Origin of the sequence: Streptomyces sp. SID12488, assembly GCF_010548275.1 — a bacterium.
Taxonomy (GTDB): domain Bacteria; phylum Actinomycetota; class Actinomycetes; order Streptomycetales; family Streptomycetaceae; genus Streptomyces.
In genome coordinates, this window is sequence record NZ_JAAGLT010000012.1 from 28,179 (window position 1) to 47,138 (window position 18,960).

The window sequence follows — 18,960 nt, forward strand, 5'->3', positions numbered from 1 at the left end:
GCCTCTCACCACTACTATTAAGGCCTGCCTAACCTAAGGGAGTTATCCGGTGGAGACCGCACGGTGACGCCGGGGAGAAGGGTTCGCCCCGTTCTTCTCGTGGCAGTTCTCGGCGCCGTCCTGCTCGGACTGTGTCTTCTGTCACTCGCCCTCGGCGCGGCCAGCATTCCGCCCGATCAGGTGGTGCGGGCACTGTTCGGTGACGCGCCCAGCCGGTTCGTGGACAACGTCATCTGGACGGCGCGGGTACCTCGTACGGCGCTCGGTCTGACCGCCGGGGCGGCGCTCGGTCTGTCGGGCGCGCTCATGCAGGCGCTGACACGCAACCCGCTCGCGGACCCCGGGATCCTCGGGGTGAGTGCCGGTGCCTCGTTCGCGATCGTGCTGGCTGTCGGAGTGTTCGGAATCGGTACGTTCTACGGATACGTGTGGTTCGCGTTCGCGGGTGCGATGGCGGCCAGTGTCCTCGTGTACCTGCTGGGCGGCCTCGGGCGCTCCGGGCTCACACCGGTCAAACTGGCGCTCGCGGGCATCGCCGTGACCTCCCTACTCTCCTCCTTCACCAGCGCGATCGTGCTCACCGACCCCGACGCGCTCAACCGCTACCGCTTCTGGTCGGCAGGTTCGATGGCCGACCAGGACGGCGAGACCGTCCTGCGGATCCTGCCCTTCCTCGCGGTGGGCGCGCTGTTGGCCTTCGCCACTGCTCCCGCCCTCAACAGCATGGCCCTGGGCGACGACGTGGCCGCCTCCCTCGGCCGGCGGCTGGGCCTGGTACGGCTCCAGGGCGTCACCGCGGTCACCCTTCTCACCGGGGCCGCCGTCGCGGTCATCGGCCCGGTGGTCTTCATCGGGCTCGTGGTGCCCCATGTCGCCCGCGTGCTCGCCCAGATGGCGGGGATCGGCCCCGACCAGCGCTGGCTGCTGCCGCTGTCCGCCGTACTCGCGCCGAGTCTGCTGCTCGCCGCGGACATCATCGGGCGCATGGTGGCCCGGCCCATCGAGGTCCAGGCCGGTGTGATCGTCGCCTTCATCGGCGGACCGTTCTTCATCGCCCTGGTGCGGCGCCGGAAACTGGCGGAGGTGTGAGGATGACGAACCCCAGGTCCGCCGTCGACGCCGCCACGTCGGCACCCGCTGCCCCTTCCCTCCGCGTTCAGCGGACCTACCGGCTGGCCGTCCCCCCGGTCTCCGGGATCTTCCGCCCCCGCCTGGTCACGGTGACCGCGCTGCTCGCCGTAGGCACGTTCCTCCTCGTCTGCTGGAGCCTGACGATCGGCGACTACCCGATCGCGTTCACCGACGTCGTACGCGCCCTGGCCGGCTCCGGCGACCCCGGCACCGTGCTCGTCGTCCAGGAACTGCGGCTGCCGCGCTCGCTGGTGGGGCTGCTGGCCGGCATCGCGTTCGGCATGTCCGGCGGGCTGTTCCAGACCATGACCCGCAATCCGCTGGCCAGCCCCGACATGATCGGGCTCACGCAGGGCGCGGGCACGTTCGTCGTCGCGGGCATCGTCCTGGGCTGGGACGGCGGTCTCGGCACCCAGGGACTCGGTCTGCTCGGCGCGCTGACCACGGCCCTCGTCGTGTACGCGCTGGCCTGGCGGCGTGGCACCACCGGCTACCGCATCATCCTGGTCGGCATCGGCGTCGCCTGGATCTGTACGAGCGCCACCGACTACCTGGTCGCGAGGGGCGGTCGGTTCCAGGCACAGGCCGCGCTGGGCTGGCTGGTCGGCAACCTCAACGGCCGTACGTGGTCGGATGTCGGGCCGCTCGCGATCGCCCTGGCCGTCCTGCTGCCGACGGCACTGCTGCTCGGTCGGCTGCTGCGCACGCTCCAGTTGGGCGACGATGTGGCGACCGGCCTCGGCACCCGCGTACAGCCGGTACGCCTCGCCGTCCTGCTCGTCGGCGTCGGGCTGATCGCCTTCGCGACCGCAGCCGCCGGACCCGTCGCCTTCGTGGCGCTGGCCGCCCCGCAGATCGCCCTGCGCCTCGCGCGCACCGCCTGGCCGCCCACGCTCGCCTCAGGACTGACCGGGGCGCTGATGGTCCTGGGCAGCGACCTGATCGCCCGTACGCTCATCTCCGGCACGGAACTGCCGGTCGGAATCGTCACCGGCGTGCTCGGCGCGCCGATCCTGCTCTGGCTGCTCGTCCGCGCCAACCGCGCGGGTTCAGGAGGCTGATCGCATGTCGACGGACCCCACGATGCCGACCGACGCCCTGTCGACGGCCAAAGCCACGACTACGGTCACCGCCACGACCACGACCACCGAGGACGCCATGCCGGTCGATCCCCTGCCCAGCACCACGGAACCGGCCGCCGACCCGGACCTGAGGGCGACGGGGCTACGGCTGTCGTACGACAACCGGGTGGTCGTGGACGGCCTCGACCTGGCGATACCGCCCGGCCGGATCACGGCCATCGTCGGCGCCAACGCCTGTGGAAAGTCGACGCTGTTGCGCGCGCTGGCCCGGCTGCTCGCGCCCCGCGAGGGTGCCGTCCACCTGGACGGCCGAGCCCTCCAGTCCATCCCCACCCGGGAGTTGGCCCAGCGTCTGGGCATCCTGCCCCAAAGCCCGGTCGCGCCCGAGGGGTTGACGGTGATCGACCTCGTGAACCGGGGCCGCTCGCCGCACCAGACGTGGTGGCGACAGTGGTCCAAGGCCGACGAACAGGCCGTGCACGAGGCGCTCGCCGCGACCGACATGACCGACCTGGCCGACCGCCCGGTGGACGAGCTGTCCGGCGGCCAGCGGCAGCGGGCGTGGATCGCGATGGCGGTCGCCCAGGGCACCCCCGTACTCCTCCTGGACGAGCCGACGACGTATCTCGACCTGGCCCACCAGATCGACGTACTGGACCTGATCACGGACCTCAACCGCCGTGAGAACCGTACCGTCGTGATGGTCCTCCACGACCTCAACCAGGCCTGCCGGTACGCCGATCACGTCGTCGCCATGAAGTCCGGCCGGATCGTGGCGGAGGGGCCGCCGGCGAAGGTCATCACGGAGGAGACGGTGGAGGACGTCTTCGACCTGACGTGCCGCATCACCCTCGACCCGGTCAGCGACACCCCCATGGTGATCCCGATGGGCCGCCACCATCAGGATCTGCGTGCTAGAACGTCCTGATGACCTTGAGGACCGAGCGAACCGACGCGCGTACGTGGCCGGTTGAGCAGCTGAAAGAGCTCTTCAGCGAGAGTTTCCCGGAGTTCATCACGGCCGACCGGCTGGTGTCGGAGTACATAGGCCGGGTCCGGGAGTGGTTCCCCGCCTGGGACCTCACGCTGGTGGACGAGGGTGAGGTGCCGGTGGCGGCGGGCTGGGGTGTGCCGGTCCACTGGGACGGGTCGGTCGAGGCTCTCCCGACCGGGTACACGGACTCCCTGGCACGGGCGGTGGAAGGGCGGGAACAGGGCGTGGCACCGGACACACTGGTGATCTGCGGCGCGGTGGTCACACCCTCGCTCAAGGGGCGCGGACTCGCTGGCGAGACTCTGACGGCACTGCGCCGGACCGCCCTGGACGCCGGGCTGACCAGAGTCATCGCACCGGTCCGCCCGACCACCAAGGCGCGCTATCCCCTGACACCGATAGAGACCTTCATGCGCTGGCGCCGCCCCGACGGGACTGCCCTCGACCCCTGGATCCGCACACATGAGCGTCTGGGCGCCGAGATCCTGGCTGCCGCCCCGGCCTCCCAGACGATGACCGGCACGGTCACCCAATGGGAGAAGTGGACCGGCCTCGACCTTCCCGCGTCGGGCGAGTACGTCGTCCCGGACGGCCTGGGCCTGCTCCGCGTCGACCTCGCCGCCGACGAGGGTGTGTACCAGGAGCCCAACGTCTGGATGCGGCACGTCTGAGCGAGGGCGCGGCAGCGGCCCTAAGGGGCGCGGGGCTGTATCGATCTGCGGCTCCGCCGCGTGGGCGCGACCAGCCACGACGGACGCGCGGACGACTCACCGACTTCGGCGCCGACAGCGCAGGACGCCGCCGCACAGAACCCTGCGGGTCCGGGTCACCCCCAGGCGCCGGCCCGAAGCCTCCACACCACGTGCCGGCGCAGTGGTCCTTCCGGCACGGTCAGGTCGTCGAAGTCCTTGGCCGGGTCGTGGGTCATACCGAGGCGGCGCATCACCGCCTGCGAACGGAGGTTGGTGGCAGTCGTGATCGCCAGGACCTCTTCGAGGCCGAGGCCCTTCTCGTCGAAGGCGTGGGCAACCACCGCCCGGGCAGCCTCGGTCGCGTATCCGTGCCCCCAGGCGGACCGGGCCAGCCGCCACCCCGCCTCGACCCCGTCGAACGCCATGTCGTCCTCGACGGGGTCCAACCCGGCGAACCCGATGAACTCACCGGTGCCCGTGACCTCCACCGCCCACCATCCCCAGCCCCGTTCGTCGAGGCCGGTCTGGAAGTGGGCGGCGGAGGCTTCGCTCTGTTCACGGGTGAGGATGTCCCCGAGGTGCTCGCGGACCTCCGGGTCCGCGTTCATGGCCGCCCAGGGGACAAGGTCGGACGGGCGCCAGGAGCGCAGGACGAGGCGTTCGGTTCGCAGGTCTGGCATGGCGCCATCCTGACGTGATCGCGTACCCGCGTCGACCGGAAATCGGCCCACCCGCGAACCCGGCCTCCTCGGTCAGGGACGCGCCGTCAGATACCCACCCATCGTGCGGAAGTAGTCCGTCGCCGCGAGCTCCGAGCCGTCCTCCGTCCGTACCCGCTTCACCAGCAGCCCTCGCAGGCGCCCGTTCCGGGCCTCCGTGCCCGCGACCACGACGATTCCGTCGCCCTCGCGGATGAAGATCCGGCCGGGGGTGCCGCCGTAGCAGCCCTCGGACACCTCGGCGTCGACGATGCGTATCCGCTGCCCCTTGTGATGGGTGAACGCGTTGGGATACGGGTCCGACTGAGCGCGGATCAGGCGTTCCAGGGACTCCGCGGGCCAGGTCCAGTCGATGCGGCTGTCCTCCAGGGAACGCTTGTGGAAGAAGCTCGCCCGGCTGCGGTCCTGGGGAATCCACTCCGCACGGCCTGAGGCGATGAGCCCGAGAGACTCGTGGACGACCGGTGTGATCAAGTCCACAGTGCGATTGAAGAGGTCTGTCACCGTGTCGCGCGCGCCCACCGGGACCGCCCGTTGCAACAGCACGTCACCGGCGTCGAGCTCTGCGTTCATACGGTGGGCGGTGACACCGACCTCCCGTTCGCCGTTGATGAGCGCCCAGATCAGCGGGGAGAAGCCCGCGTACGCCGGGAGCAGCGAGTCGTGGATGTTGAGCGTGCCGTGCGCCGGGAGGTCGAAGATCTCGGGGGGCAGGACTGTCCGCCAGTTGTTGGCGACGATCAGATCTGGCGCCAACTCCCCTAGTTTGGCGAGGAGTTCGGGATCATCGGGGCGGTTGCGCAGCAGCACCGGGATGCCGTGCTTCTCGGCGAGGTCGGCCACCGAGTCGTCCCAGATCTTCTCGTACACGTGGTCGCTCTTGGGGTGGGTGACCGCCAGGACCACCTCGTGCTCGGAGTCCAGCAGGGCCTGGAGCGTGCGGTGCCCCCAGGTCTGATAGCCGAACATGACGACCCGCATATTCGATCCTTCCGTAGGACACACCATTGCAAGGTAAGGCTAACCTTATTTAATATCAGTGGCGCCTAGGGGAAGGGAAGTTGCGGTGAACGCACTGCACGACGAGCCGGACGCCATCCATGACGTGCTCGGAATCGGATTCGGCCCGTCAAATCTGGCGCTGGCGATAGCCATCGCGGAACACAACGCACAAGCCGCGCCCGAGGAGCGGATCCACGCCGAGTTTCTGGAGCGCCAGCCACGGTTCGGCTGGCACCGCGGCATGCTCATCGACGACGCGACCATGCAGGTGTCCTTTCTCAAGGACCTGGTCACCATGCGCAACCCGACCAGCGATTTCAGCTTCCTGTGCTTCCTGCGGGACCGCGGCCGGCTGGTGGACTTCCTCAACGCGAAGACGCTCTTCCCGCTGCGGATCGAGTTCCACGAGTACTTCGAGTGGGCGGCTGCCCGGATCGCCGACCAGGTGACGTACGACGCCGAGGTCGTCTCCGTGGAGCCCGCGCTGACCGAGGACGGCGAGGTCCGCTGGTTCGACGTCGTCAGCCGCGTGCCGGGCGATCCGGACCGTACGGTGGTCCGCCGGGCCCGCAACATCTCGGTCGCCGTCGGTCTCGAACCGCACGTCCCGCCGGGCACCGCCCTGTCGGACCGCATCTGGCACAACAGCGAACTGGTCCCCCGCACCCGCGAGTTGACCGGCTCGGGCGCCTCGGTGGGCCGCATTCTGGTGCTCGGCGCGGGTCAGAGCGGCGCCGAGGCGGTCGACTACCTGCACCGCTCCTTCCCCGGCACCGAGGTGTGCGCGGTCTTCGCCAAGTACGGCTACACGCCCGCCGACGACAGCCCGTTCGCCAACCGGATCTTCGACCCGGAGGCGGTGGACGTCTACTTCCGGTCCCGACCGGAGGTGAAGCAGTCCCTGCACGACTACCACCGCAGCACCAACTACTCGGTGGTCGACATGGACCTGATCGAGACGCTGTACGCCACCATGTACCGCGAGAAGGTCCAGGGCACCGAGCGGCTGCGGATGCGCAACGTCTCCCGCATCCGTGACGTCGAGCAGCTGGACGACCGGCTGGACGTCACCGTCGAGTATCTGCCCACCGGAGAACGGGAGGTGCTCTCCTGCGACGTGCTCGTGCACGCCACCGGCTACCGCCCCCGCGACCTCGACACCATGCTGGGCAGAGCCGCCAAGCTGTGCCTCCGGGACGACAACGACGCCGTACGGGTGGGCCGCGACCACCGGGTCGAGGTCACGCCCGAGGTCACCGCCGGCATCTATCTGCAAGGCGCGACCGAGCACACGCACGGGCTCACCTCGACGCTCCTGTCGACGACCGCCGTGCGCTCGGGAGAGATCCTCGACTCCCTGCTCCTGCGTCGCACGAGCGAGGCAGTCACCGGAGCTGGGCAACCGTCTGGAACTTAAGGTAGCCTCACCTAAGTTTTAGCCTGTCCGGGTGCACGCACACGCCCTCGGGCAGGCCCTACTGGCCCGAACTGTCGTCCGATCCCGGAGGGGTAAGGGTGAGTAGTCCTTCACAGCTGTCGGGGCGGGACGTCCTGCGGCAGGCGGTCAGAGGGCAGCGGCGTGACGTCGCCCTCGGCGCGCTCCTCGGCTCCGGCCACCAACTCGGCGAGGTGATGGTGCCGGTCGTGATCGGTCTGGTCATCGACCACGCCGTCGCGGGCTCCGACACCGGCGCCCTGCTGAGCTGGCTCGCCGCCCTCGCCGTCGTCTACGTCGGTCTCGCGCTCAGCTGGCGCTTCGGCGCCTGGTCCGCCGACCGGGCCGCCGCCCAGGCCGAACACACCCTCCGCATCACCCTCGTACGCCGGGTCCTGGCCCCCGGGGGCGGCACCGAGGAGGGCCGCCTGCCGGGCGCCCTCGCCAACATCGCCACGGAGGACGCCAAACGCGTCGGCGCGGTCAGCATGGCGGCCATGGGCGGGATCTCGTCCCTCGTCGGCATCCTCGTCGGCGCGGTGGTGCTGCTGCGCATGTCCGTCACGCTGGGGCTCGTCGTGCTGCTCGGCACTCCTGTTCTGCTGTGGCTGGGGCATCTGCTGAGCAAGCCGCTGGAGTCGCGCAGCGAGGCCGAGCAGGAGCGGGCCGCGCACGCCTCGGCCGTCGCCGCCGACCTGGTGGCCGGCCTGCGCATCCTCAAGGGCATCGGCGGCGAGTCCACCGCACTGGCCCGCTACCGCACCACCAGCCGCGACTCCCTCCAGGCCACCCTGAAGGCCGCCCGTGCGCAGGCCTTCCAGAGCGGCATGGTGCTCGCCCTCACCGGCTGCCTGATCGCCGCCGTCGCCCTGGTCGGCGGCCGGCTCGCCGCCCAGGGGGACATCAGCCTGGGCCAGTTGGTGTCGGCCGTCGGGCTCGCCGTCTTCCTCGTCGGCCCGCTGGAGACCCTCGCGTGGGTCAACGCCGAGCTCGCCCAGGGCCGGGCCTCGGCCACCCGGATCGCGGAGGTGCTGGCCGCCCCGCACAACGTCACCCCGGGCACGGCCACCCTGGCCCAGCCGGTGCGCGGCGCGGTGCGTCTCACCGGCGTCAGCCTCGGCGGGCTCAAGAACCTCGACCTCGACATCGCGCCGGGCGAGCTGCTCGGCGTGGTCGCGACCGACCCCGCGCACGCCATCGACCTGATGCGCTGCCTGGCCCGGCAGGCCGACCCCGATGCGGGCACCGTCGAGCTCGACGGTGTCCCCCTGCGGGACCTGGACCCGGCCGAGCTGCGCACCGCGCTGCTGGTCGCCGAGCACGACGCCGACCTCTTCGAGGGCACCGTCCGCGGCAACGTCACGGCAGCCTCGCCCGACCACGCCGACCCCGGCCGGGCAATGACCGCGGCCGGTGTGGCCCAGGTCGCGCAGTCGCTTCCGGACGGCGAGGATACGGCGGTCAGTGAGCGGGGCCGCTCACTCTCCGGCGGGCAGCGTCAACGCGTCGCACTGGCAAGGGCGTTGGCGGCCGAGCGGCCGGTCCTGGTGGTCCACGATCCGACCACCGCCGTCGACACGGTGACCGAGGTGGGCATCGCAGACGGAGTCCGGGAGATCCGCAAGGGCCGTACGACGGTGCTGGTGACCACCAGTCCAGCGCTGCTGTCGGTCACCGACCGGGTCGTACTGCTGGAGAACGGGCGGGTCACCGACACCGCCCCGCACGCGGACCTGATCGACCGTCACGAGACCTACCGAGCGGCGGTACTGGCATGAGCAGCCATGAATTCGCCGACAAATCAAGGGAGTTGCTGCCCACCGCGACACCCCGTCGCACCCGGGCCGCGGTCCGCGAACTGGTCCGCCCGCGCCGTCGGCTGGCCCTCGGCGCCTTCGCCGTGATGGTCGCGGCGACCGCTGTCGGGCTGCTCGTCCAGCCGCTGCTGGGCCGGATGGTGGACCTTGTCGCCGAGCACCGCCCGCCGGACGACCTCACCCTCCCCGCCGTCCTCCTGGTCCTGGTCGCCGTCGCGCAGGGCGCCGCCACCGCGCTCGGGCTGTCCCTGGTCTCCCGGCTCGGGGAGACCGTGCTGGCCCAGTTGCGCGAGCGGTTCGTCGAGCGGGCGCTGCGGCTGCCCCTGGAGCAGGTGGAGAAGGCCGGGTCCGGCGACCTCAACGCCCGTGTCACCAGGGACGTTTCGGTGGTCGGCGAGGCGGTCCGCAACGCGCTGCCCGAGCTGGCCCGTTCCCTGCTCGCCATCGTGCTGACCTTCGCCGCGATGGCCGTCCTGGACTGGCGTTTCCTGCTGGCCGCGCTGCTCGCGGTGCCCATCCAGGCGGGAACCGCCCGTTGGTACGTGCGCAACGCCGTGCCGCTGTACGCCGAGCAGCGCATCGCCATGGGGGCCCAGCAGCAGCAGTTGCTGGACACCATCGCGGGCGCCGGGACCGTACGGGCGTTCCGGCTGGAGGAGCCGCACACCGAGTCCGTCACCCGGCGCTCGTCCGCCGCGGTCACGCTGACGATGCGGGGCGTGCGGCTGGTGCTCGACTTCTACAACCGGCTGCACATCGCCGAGTACACCGGCCTCGCCGCGGTCCTGGTCACCGGGTTCCTGCTGGTGCGCGCCGACTCCGTGTCCATCGGTACGGCCACGGCCGCCGCGCTCTACTTCCACAGCCTCTTCGGCCCGGTCAACCAGGCCCTCGCGCTGCTCGACGACGCCCAGTCGGCGACGGCGGCCCTGGCCCGGCTGGTCGGCGTCGCCGACGTCCCGGAGCCCGAGGCCACTCCCCCGGCACCCACGGCGCAGCGGCGCGAGCCCGGCACGGTCACCGTGACCGGCGTCCACCACGAGTACCTGCCCGGGCGTCCCGCCCTTCGGGACATCCATCTCACGCTGGCCGCCGGGGAGCGGGTCGCGCTGGTCGGGCCGAGCGGCGCGGGCAAGACCACGCTCGCCAAGCTCATCGCGGGTGTCCACGAGCCGACCTCCGGCACGATTCGACTGACCGGCGTCTCGACATCCGCCGACAGTCTGCAGGTTGCCCTGGTCACCCAGGAGACGCACGTCTTCGCGGGACCGCTCGCCGACGACCTGCGTCTCGCGCGCGCCGACGCCACGGACGAGGCCCTGCGTACGGCCCTGGCCGAAGTCGGCGCGCTGGACTGGGTGCTGGCCCTGCCCGAGGGCCTGGCCACCGTCGTCGGCGAGGGCGGCCACCGGCTCACCGCCGCCCAGGTGCAGCAACTCGCCCTGGCCCGGCTGGTGCTGGCGGATCCGCCGGTCGCCGTACTGGACGAGGCGACTGCCGAGGCCGGCAGCACCGGCGCGCGGCTGCTGGAGAAGGCCGCCGACCGGGCGATCGACAACCGCACCGCGCTCGTGGTCGCCCACCGTCTCACTCAGGCCGCCGACGCGGACCGGATCGTCGTCATGGACGGCGGCCGGATCGTGGAGAGCGGCACCCATGACGAGCTGTGCGCGGCGGCCGGCACCTACGCCTCCCTGTGGCAGGCCTGGTCCGGCACCCGTTCGCCGGCCGAGAAGCCCCCCACGCGTCCCAGCACCGACACAACCACCACCGTGAAGGACCACTGATGTTCGGCTCTCCCAGAGGCACTCGGCTCGCCGCGGCGCTCACCTCCGTACTGCTCCTCTTCGGCACCGCCGCCGCCTGCGGCTCCGACGACGACTCCGACACGGCGGGCTCCGCCGCCGACGCGTCCGCCAACTCCGCCTTCCCGGTGACCCTTTCGCACAAGTACGGCAGCACCAGCATCAAGTCCGAGCCCAAGCGGATCGTCACGGTCGGTCTGACCGACCAGGACGCCGTCCTCGCGCTGGGCAAGGTGCCGGTCGGTACGACCGAGTGGCTGGGCGGCTACAAGGGCGCGATCGGCCCGTGGGCGGCGGACAAGCTGGGCAGCGCGGCGGCGCCGACCGTCCTGAAGGACACCGGCACGGGCCCGCAGACCGAGAAGATCGCCGCCCTCCGGCCGGACCTGATCCTCGCGGTCTACGGCGGTCTGACGAAGGCGCAGTACGACACGCTGTCGAAGTTCGCCCCGGTGGTGGCACAGCCGAAGGAGTACAACGACTACGGCGTGCCGTGGCAGAACCAGACCGAGATCATCGGCAAGGCGCTCGGCCAGGAGGCCAAGGCGAAGGAGCTGGTCACCGGGGTCGAGGCCGACTTCAAGAAGGCGGCGACCGAGCACCCCGAGTTCGCCGGTGCCACCGCCCTGATGGCGACCCCGTACGAGGGCACCTTCGTCTACGGCAGCCAGGACTCGCGCTCGCGCGTCCTCACGGACCTCGGTTTCAAGCTGCCCACCGACCTGGACAAGGTCATCGGTGACGAGTTCGGGGCCAACATCAGCAAGGAGCGCACCGATCTCCTGAACACGGACGCGATCGTGTGGATCGTCGCCGACACCACCAAGGACAAGGCGACGCTGCGCAAGGACCCCCTGTACGCGGACCTGAAGGTCGCCAAGGAGGACCGTGAGGTCTTCGTCAAGGAGTCCAGCGACTACGGCAACTCCGTGTCGTTCGTGTCGGTGCTGAGCCTTCCGTACATGCTGGAGCGGCTGGTCCCGCAACTGTCGGCGGCGGTCGACGGCAAGACGGCCACGAAGGTGACCGAGCCGACCGGCTGACGGCCGGTCATATGGCTGTGGCCCGGCCGGAGTTCCGGTAGGGCCACAGCCGTCGCTGCTACCGGCTCACGTGGTGGGCCTGATCTGCCACTGCTGGCAGTTGTTGTTCAGCCAGGTCCACTGGCGTACGTCGGCGCCGTTCGCGGTGGAACAGTCGGCGACGTCGGCGACCTTGCCCGTGGACTCGTTCACGATCCGGACGTAGTCGCCGGTGGCGGTGTAGACCAGCCTGAACTTCTGGCAGTTGTTGTTCAGCCAGGACCACTGGCGCAGATCGGTGCCGTCGGCCGTGGCGCAGCCCGCGGTGTCCATCACCTTGCCGGTGGCGACGTTGACCAGTCGGCTGGTGTCGTTGGCCTGGTCCTCGATGCGCCACTTCTGGTTGGTGCCGCCGTTGCAGGTCCACTGGAGGATGTTGGTGCCGTCGGCGGTGTTCCCGCCCTCCACATCAAGGCACTTGCCGCTGTTGCGGTTCACCAGCGTGTACGCGGTCGGGGTCGCGGCACTCTCGCCGGACGGGCCGGGCAGCGTGGTGCCGAGCGCGACCGGAGTGCCGAAGTTCGGTGTGCCGTCCGCGTTCCAGGTGAACTTCTGGGCGCGGGTCGTCCGGCCGTTGCCGCAGCCGCCGGAGGCCGAGTCGTTGGCGTGGTAGACGATCCAGTTCTCGGTGCCGTCCGGTGAGGTGAAGAACCCGTTGTGGCCGGGGCCGTAGACCCCGGCGGCGTCGTTGCGCTGGAAGACGGGCGTCTGCTTCTTCGTCCAGGAGGACGCGAGCAGCGGGTCCGTGCCGGTGAGTTCGAGCTGGCCGAGCTTGTAGTCGGCGGTCTGGCAGTAGCTCGCGGAGAAGGTGAGGAAGGTCCGGCCGTCGTGGTAGAGCGGCTCGGGGCCCTCGTTGACGGGCGCCCCTGAGGTCTCCCAGGCCAGTGTCGGCTGCGAGATGAGGCTGAAGGTTGAGCCGCTGACCGTGTACGGGTTGGTCATGGGCGCGATGACCAGGCTCTGCCTGCTGCCGCCGATGGCGCCGCTGCCGACCAGGTAGAGCTTGTTGTTGTACGTCAGCACGGTGGCGTCGATGAGCCAGCCGCCCGGGTCGAGGTTGGACCCGGTGAGCTGGTTCTTGAAGGTGTACGGGCCCATCGGGTCGGTGCCGGCGCTCTCCACGACGTACGTCCGCTGCTGATCGCAGCAGGCGGCCCCGCTCGGCGCGCCGGAGTAGTACAGGTACCAGTGGCCGTCGAAGAAGTGCAGCTCGGGCGCCCAGAAGTTGTTGTTGCGGGTCGAGGTGGTGTCGCTCCAGACCTGCACGCTGGGAGCCGTCGACAGCCCGGCCAGGGTCGGCGACTTGCGCATGGTCAGGACGCCGGTGAAGGACGTGGTGACCAGGTAGTAGTTGCCGTTGTAGTACTCCAGCCAGGGGTCGGCGCCCTTCTGGGACTTGACCGGGTTCGTGTACGGGCGCCCCTCGGCCGCGGCGGCGGGCTGGATGCCGACGACAGGTACGAGCAGCGCCAGCAGCGCTGCCAGGAGGGTCAACCAGTGACGGGTACGGAACACAACAGGTCCCTTCTCATGGGCATATTGTTCGAAATCCCGGACTGTGTACGTAACTTCGACCAGAAGATAGGTACGCGGCGTACACGCGTCAACGTTTGTGACAGGTTCGATTCCGCTTTACGTCCCACGCGTAAAAACTTGTTGTCCGACCCGCCGAACGTTGTTCGAAAACCCTTGACGCCTCAGGTCGCACCGATTGACACTCTCGCAACGCGCGGACACACAGACGAAATCTGATGTCTCCCGTTACACCCCCTACCTCCCACCGTGTCCGAGCAGAGGAAGCCGAAACGATGCAACTCGCGAGATCACGCGGCCGCAGCAGACCATGGTCACCACGGCTCGCCGGACTGACCGCCGCATCGCTTCTCCTCGGCCTCGCCGGCCCGTTGGCCATGTCTGCCCCCGCTCACGCCGACGCGGCCGACATCACCGACGGACTGGCCCTCTGGTACAAGCTCGACGCGGCCTCCGGCACCACCGTCGCCGACTCCTCGGGCAACGGCCGTACGGGCACGGTGACCGGGACCGCCGGTTGGTCCAACTCCGGTGATGGCCTTGCCTTCAACGGCTCCGACACCTACATCAAGGTGCCGGACAACATCATGAGCGGCATGAGCTCGATCTCCGTCTCGATGGACGTGAAGATCGACTCCGCCCAGTCCAACCCGTACTTCATCTACGGCTTCGGCAACACCAACGGCTCGGCCGGCAACGGCTACCTGTTCACCACGGGCAACGCGTACCGGACCTCCATCGCCAGCGGCAACTGGTCGACGGAACAGACGACGCGGAACGCGGGCACGAACCTGCAGCGGGCGGTCTGGAAGCAGATCACCTACACCCAGACCGGCAACACGGGCGTCCTCTACGAGGACGGCGTGGAGGTCGGCCGCAACACGGCGGTCACCCTCACCCCCGGCTCCATCGGCTCGGGCACGACCACCGCCAACTACATAGGCAAGTCGGTGTACCCCGGCGACAACCTGTTCAAGGGCAACATCCGCGACTTCCGGGTGTACAACCGGGCGCTGGCGGGCTCGGAGGTCGAGCAACTCTCCCTCCCCATCGCCGCGCAGGGCGTCGCCGCCGACAAGTCGGCCCTGACACTGGGCGACACCAGCGCGGTGACCGCCGACCTGACCCTGCCGAGCGCGGGCCCGGCGGGCGGCTCCGCCATCACCTGGGCGAGCGACAACGCCTCCGTGGTCTCGGCCTCCGGCGCGGTCACCCGCCCGGCCGCCGGTCAGCCGGACGGCCACGCCACGCTCACGGCGACCATCAAGAAGGGCCCGGCGAGCGACACCAAGACCTTCGACGTCACGGTCCCGGCCACCTTCGACGACGCCACCGCCACTCAGCAGGCCGCCGAGGCCCTGACCGTCCCGAACATCGACGACGTACGCGGCAACATCACGCTGCCGTCAACGGGCCTCTACGGCACGGCGGTTGCCTGGTCCTCGGCGAACACGGACGTCATCGCGACCGACGGTGTGGTCCAGCGCCCCGCGCACGGCGCCGGCGGTACGACGGTCGACCTGACCGCGACGATCACCAAGGGCACCGCCACCACGACCCGCACCCTGACGGCCAAGGTCCCCGAACTCCCCGCGAAGGAAGCCCTCAAGGGCTACATGTTCAGCTACTTCACCGGCGAGGGCACCTCGGACGGCGAACAGCTCTACGCGGCCCTCAGCAAGGGCAACGACCCGCTGAAGTGGCGGGAGTTGAACGACGGCAAGCCCGTCCTCACCTCGACGCTCGGCGAGAAGGGCCTGCGCGACCCGTTCATCATCCGCTCCCCCGAGGGCGACAAGTTCTACCAGATCGCCACCGACCTGCGGATCTACGGCAACGGCGACTGGGACGCCTCCCAGCGCACCGGCAGCAAGTCGATCATGGTGTGGGAGTCCACCGACCTGGTCCACTGGACCGACCAGCGCCTGGTGAAGGTCTCCCCCGACTCCGCCGGCAACACCTGGGCGCCCGAGGCGTTCTACGACGCCGAACTCGGCTCGTACGTCGTCTTCTGGGCCTCGAAGCTGTACGACAACGCCGACCACTCCGGCGACACGTACAACCGCATGATGTACGCGACCACCCGTGACTTCCGCACCTTCAGCACACCCAAGGTGTGGATCGACCGCGGCTACTCGGTCATCGACTCCACGATGATCAAGGACAAGGACACCTACTACCGCCTGTCCAAGGACGAGCGGAACAACAGCTCCTCGACGCCGAACAGCAAGTTCATCTTCGAGGAGAAGAGCGACTCGATCCTCAACCCGTCCTACACCGCCGTCGCCGAGGGCATCGGCAAGGGCGCGATGAGCGCGGCCGAGGGTCCCCTGGTGTTCAAGTCGAACACCGAGGAGAAGTGGTACGCGTTCCTCGACGAGTTCGGCGGTCGCGGCTACATCCCCTTCGAGACGACGGACCTCGCCTCCGGCGTCTGGACCCCGTCCACCGCCTACGACCTGCCGTCCAAGCCCCGGCACGGCACCGTGCTCCCGGTCACCCAGACCGAGTACGACCGGCTCCTGAAGACCTACCAGCCGGACCAGATCATCACGAGCGCCGAGGACGTCAAGGTCGAGACGCGCATCGGTGACGCCCCGGTCCTGCCCGCCACCGTCATCGCCGAGTCGGCGGACGGTGTGAAGCGGCCCGTCGCCGTCACCTGGGAGGCCGTGGCCGAGTCGCAGTACGCGCAGGCCGGCACCTTCACGGTGAAGGGCGACCTGGCGGGCGACTCCGCGATCGCGGTCAGCGCCGAGGTCACGGTCTCCGCCGAGGGCCCGGACGTCCCGGCCGACCTGCTCCTGCACTACGACTTCGACGAGACCGGCGGCAGCATCGCCCGCGACTCCAGCGGTCACGGCTACCACGGCACCTACGTCCGAACTCCCGACTTCGGTACGGGAGTCGAGGGCGGCTCGTTCAAGATGTCCGGCGGCAACAGCAGCTCCAGCTCGCCTTACGTGAAGATCCCCAACGGGGTCCTGAAGGACACCACCAGCGTCACCGTCTCCACGTACGTCAAGTGGAAGGGCGGCGACAACTTCCAGTGGCTGTTCGGCCTCGGCCCCGACAGCAACAAGTACCTGTTCGCCTCGCCCTCCAACGGAGGCGGCAAGCTGTTCTCCGCGATCACCAAGGCCACCTGGTCCGGTGAGAAGCAGATGATCGGCGGCTCCAAGCTCACCGCCGGCGAGTGGAAGCACGTCACCGTCACGTTGAACGGCGCGACCGAGACGGCGATCCTCTACGTGGACGGCGCCGAAACCGCCCGCGTGAACGGTGTCACCATCAAGCCCTCCGATCTGTACGACCCGGCGAAGGACTACTCCGGATACATCGGCAAGTCCATGTACTCCCCGGACCCGTACTTCGGTGGCGAGGTCGACGACTTCCGGATCTACAACCGGGCCCTGACGCCCGCCGAGGTCCTGGAGATCAGCGGCAACACCACCGGGATCGCCGCGGCGACCCACCCGGCGCTCAAGGTCGACGCGATCATCACCGACAAGGACAGCAAGATCGTCCTGCCGCTGAACCCGGGCAGCAACGTCAAGGCCCTGGCACCGCAGTTCACCCTGGCCCACGGCGCGACCATCAGCCCCGCCTCCGGCACCCTGCGCGACTTCACCAAGCCGGTGACGTACGAGGTGACCGGATCCGACGGCAAGAAGCGCACCTGGACGGTGTCGGCCGTGGAGATGAAGAGCCCGGTGCTGCCGGGCCTGAACGCCGACCCGAACATCGTGCGCTTCGGCGACACCTTCTACATCTACCCGACCACCGACGGCTTCGAGGGCTGGAGCGGTACGCAGTTCAAGGCGTACTCCTCCACGGACCTGGTCCACTGGAAGGACCACGGCGTCATCCTCGACCTGGGTCCCGACATCAGCTGGGCCGACAGCCGCGCCTGGGCGCCGGCCATGGAGGAGAAGAACGGCAAGTACTACTTCTACTTCTGCGCCGACGCGAACATCGGCGTGGCGGTGTCGGACTCCCCGACGGGCCCCTTCAAGGACGCCCTGGGCAAGCCGCTGCTGAAGGCCGGTGACCACCCGGGCCAGATGATCGACCCGGCGGTCTTCACCGACGACGACGGCCAGTCGTACCTCTACTGGGGCAACGGCAGGGCCTACGTGGTGCCGCTCAACGCGGACATGGTCTCCTTCGACACGTCGAAGATCACCGACATCACGCCGAGCAACTACAACGAGGGCTCGTTCGTCATCAAGCGCAACGGGACCTACTACCTGATGTGGTCGGAGAACGACACCCGGGACGAGAACTACCAGGTGGCCTACGCGACCGGTTCCTCGCCCACGGGCCCCTGGACCAAGCGCGGTGTGATCCTGCAGAAGGACCTCTCGCTGGGCATCAAGGGCACCGGCCACCACTCGGTGGTCCACGTCCCGAACACCGACGACTGGTACATCGTCTACCACCGCTTCGCCATCCCCGGCGGTGACGGCATGCACCGCGAGACGACCATCGACAAGATGGAGTTCGACGCCGACGGCCTGATCAAGAAGGTGATCCCGACCCTGTCGAGCATCGACCCGGTGACCATCGTCCACGCGGGCGCCGACGCCAAGGGCCAGGAAGGCAGCGCGATCCCGCTCACGGGCACCATCTCCGGTGCAGGCAAGCCGAGTTGGAGCGTGAGCCCGACAACTCCCTGCACCTTCTCCAGCAGGACGACGATCCCGACGTCCATCACCTGCCAGGACAACGGCACGTACGAGGTCACGCTGACGGGTGGTCGCAGCAAGGACACCCTGACGGTGACCGTCACGAACGCGCCGCCGTCGATCACCTCGGTCCAGGGCCCGAAGACCCCGGTCCCGGCGGGCAAGAACACCCCGGCGCGCGTCTCGGCGAAGTTCACCGACCCGGGCCGCGCCGACACCCACACCTGCAGGATCGACTGGAAGGACGGCACCACCCCGACATCCGGCAAGGTCACGAACGGCACCTGTGAGGCGAGCCACGCCTACCTGAAGGCGGGCATCTTCCGCCCGACGATCACGGTGACGGACGACGACAATGCCTCGGCCACCGTTCAGCTCCCCGAGCTGATCGTGTTCGACCCCAAGGCCGGCGTGGCGGGCACCGGCGTGATCGCTTCCCGGCCGGGCGCCTACCCGGCCGACCCGAAGCTGACCGGCAAGGCGGCCTTCTCCTTCGGCGCCTTCTACCGGAAGGGCGCCACGGTCCCGACGGCCACGGCCTCCTTCGACCTCGCGGCGCCCGGCAAGTCCAAGGCGAAGGTGCGGCTGCGCTCCACGTCCTCGGACTGGCTGGTGGTCACCGGCTCCACCGCGGTGTACCAGGGCTCCGGCACGGTCAACGGCAAGGACGGCTACGCCTTCCGCGTCACGGCCACGGACAAGCCGGACACGTTCCGCATCAAGATCTGGAAGAAGTCCACGGGCGACGTCGTGTACGACAACCGCACAGGGACCGCGACGAAGGGCATCGTCTTCCGCCGATAGGCGGGAGGCACACGTCGCGCCGGACACCCGGACCTGAGGGCGCGCACACCGAGTTGGGCCTGACCGCCCGCTCGATGTGCGCGCCCTCGGCGTTGCGCCGCCCGATTCCGGCGATCCCTGTCACAGGGAGAGCCGCTGCCCGGTCTCTCTCAGTACGGAGACCGAACGCGGAAGGA

Annotated in this window: 12 protein-coding genes; 9 read left to right on the forward strand and 3 right to left on the reverse strand. The window is 69.4% G+C overall.

Going from position 1 to position 18,960, the window contains the following annotated elements:
* The first annotated feature begins 63 nt into the window (after positions 1-63).
* The 4 genes from G3I56_RS19795 (at position 64) to G3I56_RS19810 (ending at position 3,878) form a co-directional block, all read left to right on the forward strand.
* Positions 64-1,089, forward strand: coding sequence for an iron chelate uptake ABC transporter family permease subunit (locus G3I56_RS19795; RefSeq protein WP_164410695.1), 1,026 nt, complete (start codon positions 64-66; stop codon positions 1,087-1,089).
* 2 nt (positions 1,090-1,091) lie between these two features.
* The gene (locus G3I56_RS19800; protein WP_164410696.1) at positions 1,092-2,192 is read left to right on the forward strand and encodes an iron chelate uptake ABC transporter family permease subunit; all 1,101 of its coding nucleotides are present in this window, start codon (positions 1,092-1,094) and stop codon (positions 2,190-2,192) included.
* Between the two features lie 97 nt (positions 2,193-2,289).
* A complete protein-coding gene (locus G3I56_RS19805) occupies positions 2,290-3,141 on the forward strand; it encodes an ABC transporter ATP-binding protein (RefSeq protein ID WP_164410978.1) in 852 nt (283 codons plus the stop codon).
* Positions 3,141-3,878 carry a hypothetical protein gene (locus tag G3I56_RS19810; protein WP_164410697.1) on the forward strand — a complete coding sequence of 246 codons (738 nt, stop codon included), beginning with the start codon at positions 3,141-3,143 and terminating at the stop codon, positions 3,876-3,878. The genes G3I56_RS19805 and G3I56_RS19810 overlap by 1 nt, the downstream gene beginning before the upstream one ends.
* A gap of 155 nt (positions 3,879-4,033) precedes the next feature.
* Here G3I56_RS19810 and G3I56_RS19815 read toward each other — a convergent pair whose 3' ends face one another.
* Positions 4,034-4,579, reverse strand: a complete 546-nt coding sequence (locus G3I56_RS19815; RefSeq protein ID WP_164410698.1) for a GNAT family N-acetyltransferase — start codon at positions 4,577-4,579, stop codon at positions 4,034-4,036.
* A 72-nt stretch (positions 4,580-4,651) separates the two neighbouring features.
* Complete coding sequence (locus G3I56_RS19820) at positions 4,652-5,599, reverse strand: methionyl-tRNA formyltransferase (RefSeq protein ID WP_164410699.1); 948 nt, start codon at positions 5,597-5,599, stop codon at positions 4,652-4,654.
* Positions 5,600-5,684: 85 nt separating this feature from the next.
* Between G3I56_RS19820 and G3I56_RS19825 the strand changes: the two genes are divergently transcribed.
* The 4 genes from G3I56_RS19825 to G3I56_RS19840 all read left to right on the forward strand — a co-directional run bounded on the left by G3I56_RS19825 (position 5,685) and on the right by G3I56_RS19840 (position 11,720).
* Positions 5,685-7,037, forward strand: coding sequence for a lysine N(6)-hydroxylase/L-ornithine N(5)-oxygenase family protein (locus tag G3I56_RS19825; RefSeq protein ID WP_164410700.1), 1,353 nt, complete (start codon positions 5,685-5,687; stop codon positions 7,035-7,037).
* A gap of 98 nt (positions 7,038-7,135) precedes the next feature.
* Positions 7,136-8,833, forward strand: coding sequence for an ABC transporter ATP-binding protein (locus G3I56_RS19830; RefSeq protein WP_164410702.1), 1,698 nt, complete (start codon positions 7,136-7,138; stop codon positions 8,831-8,833).
* Positions 8,830-10,659, forward strand: a complete 1,830-nt coding sequence (locus G3I56_RS19835) for an ABC transporter ATP-binding protein (protein ID WP_164410704.1) — start codon at positions 8,830-8,832, stop codon at positions 10,657-10,659. Before G3I56_RS19830 ends, G3I56_RS19835 begins: the two co-directional genes overlap by 4 nt.
* The gene (locus G3I56_RS19840) at positions 10,659-11,720 is read left to right on the forward strand and encodes an iron-siderophore ABC transporter substrate-binding protein (protein WP_164410706.1); all 1,062 of its coding nucleotides are present in this window, start codon (positions 10,659-10,661) and stop codon (positions 11,718-11,720) included. Before G3I56_RS19835 ends, G3I56_RS19840 begins: the two co-directional genes overlap by 1 nt.
* A gap of 66 nt (positions 11,721-11,786) precedes the next feature.
* Here G3I56_RS19840 and G3I56_RS19845 read toward each other — a convergent pair whose 3' ends face one another.
* A complete protein-coding gene (locus G3I56_RS19845) occupies positions 11,787-13,274 on the reverse strand; it encodes a family 43 glycosylhydrolase (protein ID WP_164410708.1) in 1,488 nt (495 codons plus the stop codon).
* Positions 13,275-13,567: 293 nt separating this feature from the next.
* On the opposite strand from G3I56_RS19845, the gene G3I56_RS19850 reads away from it, so the two are divergent.
* The gene (locus tag G3I56_RS19850) at positions 13,568-18,784 is read left to right on the forward strand and encodes a family 43 glycosylhydrolase (RefSeq protein WP_164410710.1); all 5,217 of its coding nucleotides are present in this window, start codon (positions 13,568-13,570) and stop codon (positions 18,782-18,784) included.
* Positions 18,785-18,960: the final 176 nt, after the last annotated feature.

Coding starts and splice junctions, on each gene's coding strand:
- G3I56_RS19800 (WP_164410696.1), top strand. CDS start 1,092: ATGACGAACCCCAGGTCCGCCGTCGACGCCGCCACGTCGGCACCCGCT.
- G3I56_RS19805 (WP_164410978.1), top strand. CDS start 2,290: ATGCCGGTCGATCCCCTGCCCAGCACCACGGAACCGGCCGCCGACCCG.
- G3I56_RS19810 (WP_164410697.1), top strand. CDS start 3,141: ATGACCTTGAGGACCGAGCGAACCGACGCGCGTACGTGGCCGGTTGAG.
- G3I56_RS19815 (WP_164410698.1), bottom strand. CDS start 4,579: ATGCCAGACCTGCGAACCGAACGCCTCGTCCTGCGCTCCTGGCGCCCG.
- G3I56_RS19820 (WP_164410699.1), bottom strand. CDS start 5,599: ATGCGGGTCGTCATGTTCGGCTATCAGACCTGGGGGCACCGCACGCTC.
- G3I56_RS19835 (WP_164410704.1), top strand. CDS start 8,830: ATGAGCAGCCATGAATTCGCCGACAAATCAAGGGAGTTGCTGCCCACC.
- G3I56_RS19840 (WP_164410706.1), top strand. CDS start 10,659: ATGTTCGGCTCTCCCAGAGGCACTCGGCTCGCCGCGGCGCTCACCTCC.
- G3I56_RS19850 (WP_164410710.1), top strand. CDS start 13,568: ATGCAACTCGCGAGATCACGCGGCCGCAGCAGACCATGGTCACCACGG.